This is a genomic window from Nitrobacter sp. 62-13 (genome assembly GCF_001896955.1).
In the GTDB taxonomy this organism is placed as follows: Bacteria; Pseudomonadota; Alphaproteobacteria; order Rhizobiales; family Xanthobacteraceae; genus Nitrobacter.
This window is the reverse complement of sequence record NZ_MKRN01000113.1, coordinates 1-6828: the sequence shown is the minus strand read 5'-3', so window position 1 is coordinate 6828 and position 6828 is coordinate 1. Positions and strand designations below refer to the sequence as shown.

General features: G+C 56.1%; 7 protein-coding genes and 1 pseudogene. 4 read left to right on the top strand and 4 right to left on the bottom strand.

The window, feature by feature from the left end; translation table 11 throughout:
• Nucleotides 1–235: 235 nt before the first annotated feature.
• On the top strand, nucleotides 236–466 hold the full coding sequence (locus BGN91_RS09415) for a hypothetical protein (RefSeq protein ID WP_292612532.1): 231 nt from the start codon (nucleotides 236–238) through the stop codon (nucleotides 464–466).
• Nucleotides 467–757: 291 nt separating this feature from the next.
• Here the strand turns inward: BGN91_RS09415 and BGN91_RS09410 are convergent, their stop codons facing one another.
• Together BGN91_RS09410 and BGN91_RS09405 are read right to left on the bottom strand one after the other, a co-directional pair.
• On the bottom strand, nucleotides 758–1249 hold the full coding sequence (locus BGN91_RS09410; protein WP_292612531.1) for a ferritin-like domain-containing protein: 492 nt from the start codon (nucleotides 1247–1249) through the stop codon (nucleotides 758–760).
• Nucleotides 1250–1480: 231 nt separating this feature from the next.
• Nucleotides 1481–1711 carry a hypothetical protein gene (locus BGN91_RS09405; RefSeq protein ID WP_292612530.1) on the bottom strand — a complete coding sequence of 77 codons (231 nt, stop codon included), beginning with the start codon at nucleotides 1709–1711 and terminating at the stop codon, nucleotides 1481–1483.
• 71 nt (nucleotides 1712–1782) lie between these two features.
• On the opposite strand from BGN91_RS09405, the gene BGN91_RS09400 reads away from it, so the two are divergent.
• From BGN91_RS09400 to BGN91_RS09390, 3 genes are all read left to right on the top strand, one after another.
• Nucleotides 1783–2025: a hypothetical protein gene (locus BGN91_RS09400; protein WP_292612529.1), complete on the top strand. Its 243-nt coding sequence runs from the start codon at nucleotides 1783–1785 to the stop codon at nucleotides 2023–2025.
• A 498-nt stretch (nucleotides 2026–2523) separates the two neighbouring features.
• A complete protein-coding gene (locus BGN91_RS09395) occupies nucleotides 2524–4527 on the top strand; it encodes a PAS domain S-box protein (RefSeq protein WP_292612528.1) in 2004 nt (667 codons plus the stop codon).
• Between the two features lie 472 nt (nucleotides 4528–4999).
• On the top strand, nucleotides 5000–5653 hold the full coding sequence (locus BGN91_RS09390) for a hypothetical protein (RefSeq protein ID WP_292612527.1): 654 nt from the start codon (nucleotides 5000–5002) through the stop codon (nucleotides 5651–5653).
• Between the two features lie 92 nt (nucleotides 5654–5745).
• Here BGN91_RS09390 and BGN91_RS09385 read toward each other — a convergent pair.
• Both BGN91_RS09385 and BGN91_RS09380 read right to left on the bottom strand, forming a co-directional pair.
• Nucleotides 5746–5879: pseudogene (locus BGN91_RS09385) on the bottom strand (cation transporter); the annotation flags it as partial.
• Nucleotides 5880–6029: 150 nt separating this feature from the next.
• On the bottom strand, nucleotides 6030–6671 hold the full coding sequence (locus BGN91_RS09380) for a hypothetical protein (RefSeq protein ID WP_292612526.1): 642 nt from the start codon (nucleotides 6669–6671) through the stop codon (nucleotides 6030–6032).
• Nucleotides 6672–6828: the final 157 nt, after the last annotated feature.

Below are 6828 nucleotides of genomic sequence, written 5' to 3'. Positions count from 1 at the left end.
GCAGGCTGCAATCTGGGGAATGAACCATGCGCTCCCGGCGCCGCCCGCAAACGGCATTCCACATCTTCCAATCGTCGATCCAAATGAATCGCTTTGATTGGTCGTATGTGCATGCGCACAATGCCTTGCTTGGGGTAAGCCTTAATTGCCGGACTTGACGACGTAATTGGGCATCCCGGCGGGGCTTTCCATCCTGCGCATCGCTGCTACCCTCCGCCAATCAGGGAGGCTTGCCATGTCGGAACAGAGAGAACTCAGCCCGGAACACCAGATCATAGCCGCGCACATGGCCACCACGACTGCAGCCTTTCAGGTACTCGTCCACTGTCTGCAAGAAAACGGCGCTCTCAAGCCAGGGCAAATGCCTGAGGCGCTGGGCGTCTATATGGAGATGGCAAAGCACCGGCCGGACAACGAAATCCAACTGGCCCTGCTACACGATCTCAGGCTGGCGTTGATGGACTGAACGCGACGCGGTTTCTATGGGCCTGGGACATCATATCGGAAAGGAACAGATTGCGGCACCGCGGCCGACAAAGCCGAGCGGTTCAAGGCGAAGCGGGCACGTAAATACAACACGTAAACACAAAAAGAGCCCGCCGCAGTGAGGCGACGGGCAAGTTGGAAGCGGGACGCGACCCAGGCGGGCCCAGCGTCCAGTGAGCAGACTACCGATGATTCGTTGCAGTCTGATTTCATGAAAGCCAAATTAGTCGCTCCATCCACAAGCCCGTCAGCCCGCCCGTGCTCTCATCGATCAATTGGACTGGGAGCGTCTCAGATACTCGCGCGTCAACTCCGGCAAATGAGCTTCCAGGTCGGACGCCATCGAAAGCTCCTCCTTCAAGATTCGCTCGCAAACCGTTTTTGTTTGTGTGTCGCCGACAATTTCGGTCGCGGCGATCAATACCCGATATGCCGCAATCTCCATGTGCTCGAACGTGTAGCTTGCCATCGCGCCCTTGACGATTTCGTCGTCGACAAACATGTCGCTGATGCTTTGACCAAAAGCGATGACCTTACCGGTCAAATCCTTCAGGGTTGACGTGTCGCCGCCGCGCCGCAGAATACATCCTTCCAGCGCTTCTGCCTGCTTCCGGGTCTCTGCCAGATGCTGTTCTATCCGCGCCTTGACTTCGGGATAGTCTCCGGTCCGGTTTGCCAGACCGATCAACATGGTCACGGCTTGCTCTTCCATTGCGTGTGCATTGCGAAGCCACGCCATGAGATTTTCCTCGGCTTGATTCATGGTCAGTACCTCACGCCTCGCATGGGGCAGCGCGCCGAGAAGGTTGGCTCGACGGACAACTGGGATTGATCGGAGGTAGGCGCGCCCTCCGTTATTTCAATGCTCTGTGCATACGAACGTTCCCCCCGGCCACTGTCCGCCGCTCCCGCCGTCGTTTTCAAGCACACCGGGGATCCGCTATTTTATGACGTGTTGAAATCCTGGAGCCGCCGACCGCCTCAGGAGCTGGCGCTACTTCGGATCGCGTCTTTTCTTAAACGCCTCGTCATCGTAGCCGTGGCGGCTGCTGTAGAATAACAGGCCGATCAATACGCAACCGACGACGACCGTGAACAGCCCCCCCAAACCGAGGGCGATCCAGTCGCTCATGGGAATATCTCTTGTCCAGGCCGAAACCGCCCAGGCCCATACCCCGGCCAGGAGAGCCAATAAAACGACGAGGGATACGTACTTCACAGTCATGGCGTTTCCTCAGAAACAAAACCACGCGGGCTGAATTTGTGAAGTATCGAAAAGCAGCAAGGTTCCGGACGATGAGCAAATATGGCACTGATAATCTGGATGAGAGAAGCGGAGCTTACGACCCGGTCACCAAAGAGGGGTTGCCGCAGCCTCATCAGGTCAAGGACAAAACCAACCAACATGAGCGCGATCAAACAGGCGCCGATGTCAGAGCCGACCCGATACCGGGAACCGAGCCCGTCTTACCCGAGGGCTTGGTCAGAAAGCCGCAAGGCCCGCTCAATCCTCGAACTGGACGCCGCAAGACGAGCTAGCAGGCTGTTGAAAAAGTCTCCAACCATCATTCCGGGGCGCAACGAAGGTGCGAACCCGGAATCCAGCCACACTGATTTTCTTCGTATTTCTGGATTCCGGATCGCCGCTTACGCGGCGTCCGGAATGACGACAGAGATTTTTCAACAGCCTGCTGGATGGGTTCGAGATCAGTTCCCCGGAGTCCGACCGACCGACGGCAGGCCGTGGCTCGCGAGCGCGGGCGGACGTTGCCGGCAGGTCGAACACGGTCCCCCCACGGACAGCCACAACAGCCAGGCTTGGAAAAGTGCCGGAACGACACGCCGAGCGCCGTTACAAGGGTTGCGTCTCTGAACAGCACGCTCGCCCGGGCCTGGGGAGGCTCTTTCAGCCGTTACCGCCGACACCAATCGGCGAAGGTGTGCGGCATAGCTCCGGTCCGGGTTTCGACGCCCACGGACATGCCCCCGGCGGGCGCTTTCGCGCGCCTGCGATCGACGCTAAACTTGAGCCGGAACGTGCTGGCGGGCCTGGAGAAAATTCGCGACAGCGACCCCCGGGGCATGATCCAATATCCGGCTTTTCAGAATTCCAGCAACCCGCGACGCAAGACCAGAGCAACAGAGGGGGCGATGAAGGAAGGCGCAGATCACTGCTTCCAACATCAAGTCACAACTTTCCCTTTTCGTGGCGGCGAGATGGGTGAACTCATTCGTGAGTTCGATTGGTCGAAGACCAGCCTGGGACCGATCGCGGAATGGCCAGTTCACTTAAAGGCCACGGTGGGGCTCATGTTGCCCGCGAGAGCTCAAATCGTGCTGTTTTGGGGCCCGGAGTTCGTGGCACTCTATAACGACGCCTACGCGCCGACGATCGGCGACAAGCATCCAAAAGCGCTCGGACATCCGGCGCGAGTAAACTGGGCTGAATTATGGGACGACCTCGAACCGTTACTGCAACAGGTGCTGCTGACTGGCGAAACTGTGTTCGCCAAGGATCGGATGTTCTACATCGAGCGGCACGGTTATCCGGAGAACGTCTATTTCAATATCTCATATTCCCCCGTCCATGACGAGAACGGTCGGGTCGACGGCGTCTTGTGTATAGTTGATGAGACGACGCGGCGCATCGTGGCCGAGCGGGCTTTGGTGAAGACAGAGGAACGTCTCTCAAATGCCCTGCAGGCGGCCGGTTTGATCGGCACCTTCGATACTGACTTAAGATCAGGCATGGTCTATTCGGACGCGCGCTTCGCAAACATGTTCTCGGTTGACCCCCAAAAGGCAGAGAGTGGCCTTCCGCTTGCCGATTATCTGGCGGGCATTCATCCGGATGACGTGAAGCTGGTGAGCGATGGCATCGAGCAGGCAATCACGACAGGCGAAAAGTGCATTTTGGAATATCGCGTGCAGTCGAAGGAAGGGACGGTCCGCTGGCTGGAAGTCCACGGTCAATGTCGCTACGACGAATCGGGATCGCCGTGGCGCATTCCAGGCGCGGCCGTTGATATCACCGACCGCAAGCGCGCGGAGTTGGCGATCGCACACTTCGCCGCGATCGTGGAGTCGTCAGATGATGCGATCATTAGCAAGGACATCAATGGCGTAATCACGAGTTGGAATACCGGAGCGCAACGATTGTTCGGTTATCGGGCCGATGAAACCATTGGGAATTCGATCACAATGCTGATCCCCGACGATCGGAAGAACGAGGAACCGGCGATACTGGCGCGGCTTCGGCGCGGCGACCAGGTCGAGCACTTCGAAACAGTCCGTCGGCGAAAAGACGGCGGCCTGATTGATCTTTCGCTGACAATCTCGCCGATCAGAGATACGCACGGCAAGATCGTCGGGGCCTCGAAGATCGCTCGTGACATTACCGACCGCAAAGCGCATGAGCGGCTGCAGAATACGTTGCTCAGTGAAATGAAGCACAGGCTCCAGAACAATCTGTCTACCGTGCTGGCGATTGCGCGACAAAGTTTCCGCGGACATGAGGCGGAGAGCGAGGACTTCCGTAAGTTTGAAGCTCGTCTATTGGCGTTGGCGAGTGGCCATGATCTGATCGCTCGCAAGTCCTGGAACAGCGCAGAGCTGGGCGACGTGGTGGCACAACTACTCAACGTGCACGGCCGCCAGCGATTCGAGATCGATGGACCGGACGTGCGGCTTTCCCCAAAGTCCGCATTGGCGCTGACTTTGGCGCTTCATGAATTGGCGACGAACGCAGCTAAATATGGCGCACTGTCGATTCCGACCGGGAAAGTTACGATCGCGTGGGACGTCGAACAAAAAGCGATCCCGAGCCTCGCCTTTCGTTGGCAGGAGCGATATGGCCCCGCAGTTTCACAACCGAGCCGGAAAGGGTTCGGATCGCAACTGATCGAAAGGGTTCTAGCATTTGAACTTGGGGGCCAGGTTCATATTGCCTATCCGCCGGAAGGCGTCGTTTGCGAGATCATCGCACCGTTATCGGCTGAATGGGAAAAAGAAGTGAAAGGGTCGCCGCCTGCACAGAACTGAGTTCTTGTTGTCGGGTTGCTGTCGATTCTGACCACGGCGCGTCATTTGTTTGAGGAGTCTCTCGGGCTAATCAAAGCCCATGGATTATCCGAAGCAGCCGGGGCGACCACCGCTTTCTAGCCGAAGAATTTCGAGCCAAAGCGGAGCTCATGACGGATGAATCCACGCGAGGTTCTTAACACCAAGGCCAACAAAGTCCTGGGATCGGGCGAAATCCGCAGATACGGAGCGAGATGGTGGAGGACGTCAAAGACAATAAAGTATAGCTATTTCAACGCATTATGAGATATGATGAGACGTCCTGAGATGTCGGGAGAAAAGGTAATGGTGCCCAGGGGCGGGTTGCGCTGTCCGGCCTGATTGCCGTTGATAGATAAGGCATTTTTCTAACAGGTCGCTGGAATGTTTACCAGTGGTGTTACGCAGGTTAGACCAATGCAGCGCAGTGATTCTCTTTCCTTTGCAAGGCACGATGCCCAGCGCGTCCATCCTGTCCGGCTACGTTCCAATAAGCTTCACCAGTGAACAGTTGGCAGAGTTGAAGTCCGAAGTTACCCATCGGGCATCGTATGCCTCCCGGATAAGCCTCGCGTTCGCCATAAGACTTGCTGCACACCCCCTCGATAGACTTGCTGTTCTGCGCGAGGTTGACGTGCTTGAGGGCTACCGCAGGCCGGGAACGCCTGAGGACCGCAAGCTAGAAACCACTGTTGATCCGGAGGAGAAGCCGTTCAAGTATCCGCCGTTGGCACCCCTCTGGCATAAGCACTTCTTCATGCCACGCAACGCCATGCGCAATTCTGGCGATAGATGGAACATTGCGCGAGGCAACGGTAACCGCGACCTCCACACGTTGCTGTCCGACGTTGCCGCCAACAGCGGCCACGATCCGGCGCGGTGGCCCGGCGAGTTGATGCACAGAATCGTGGTCGGTGGATTACAGGAGCGAGCCGACGCTCAACGGCTCACGGGCGACTGGATTATCTTTGGCAAGCACGAAGGACAGAATTACTACCTTGACCTAGCCACGCATGAAGAGGGAAATGGCCCGATCAAGTCTGCTGCACTGATGCAAAAGCTCCGGACTGGTAACGCATGGGAGTTTTCATTCTTATTCCCCGACTAAGCGCCAGTATTATGCTGGCAGGCTATGCCACACGGCGCACTCTTGTTCTTCCGCGTCACGTTTCACGCAGCCCTCTTTGCATGATGGCCAGTTCAGGGTTCCACCTCCACTGTCACGTGCGACAATTCCGGAAATGAGCCAGTCTGCGCTTGTAGGTTTGCGGAGGCTGCGGGTTATCCGAAACCATGGAAATGATCGCTCCGAGATGGCCCGGACCAAGACGCCAAAAGGTGCAAATCGGAGACCCTGTCATCCGAGATATGTGCTGGCGCTCCCTGGCGGACCAAGAAGATTGAGCGGTGTCAGGATGTTGGCCAAAGGTGAGACCGAAAGGCGTTCCAAGGGATCATTATGGATTCCAATCTGCTTGGCTCACCTATCTCACTGGTAGACCATCAAAGTTGACGGGTGTTTTCCCGGAGCAAAACGAAATCAGACCTTTTCCAGCAAGTGGAAAGTATCGCGTTGTATTGTCTCCAGTGCTCCGCTTCTCGTGCATGATTTCGGCAAGCTCTTTGCTGATATCAAACCGTTCCGTAATGGAGATGTTCGGCTTCGTCCTATTGGCGGTCCAAACATATAGGGTTACCTCATAACTTCCTTCGACAAACTCCAAGTTCTCTAAGTCAGGATGGTTGTGCCAAGCAAACTGCAGCACGTCGGATTTAGCTTCATATCCATCCATCTTAAACGGAGCCGCAGCACCCGTTTCTGTATAGTTCATCTCTTTGTCGATGCTGTTGCTGGTCAACCATCGCAGCGCGAAGTGTCGGCCATTGGTGTCGATGATTTCTAGGAAAGCCTTGTACACGATGGCTTTCGTTGGCGAATTGTTGTGAAAGACAACTGGCAGGTAAAAGCCGGTTTGATCGGGCGGGTGATAGTAGATGTGTATAAATGGTCCAATCTCGGCAGATGTTTTCGGGCGGCGGAAATTTGAAAGGTAAAGCGACGCCATTGAGATTATCAAAGAAAGGCTACTCACTCCGATTGTAAAGATATCCTTGCCCTCAACCATTAAGGTCCCCCAGGAAACTCCAGTTCGCAGTCTGACGGACATCTAGTCTATAATTTGAGGGTTGAGCTGCTGCCGGTTTAGTGGACAGCCAGTTAAGCTAAACCCAGCTTTCGTTCGAACTCAACCGGGCTGAGGTATCCGATTGTCGAATGACGTC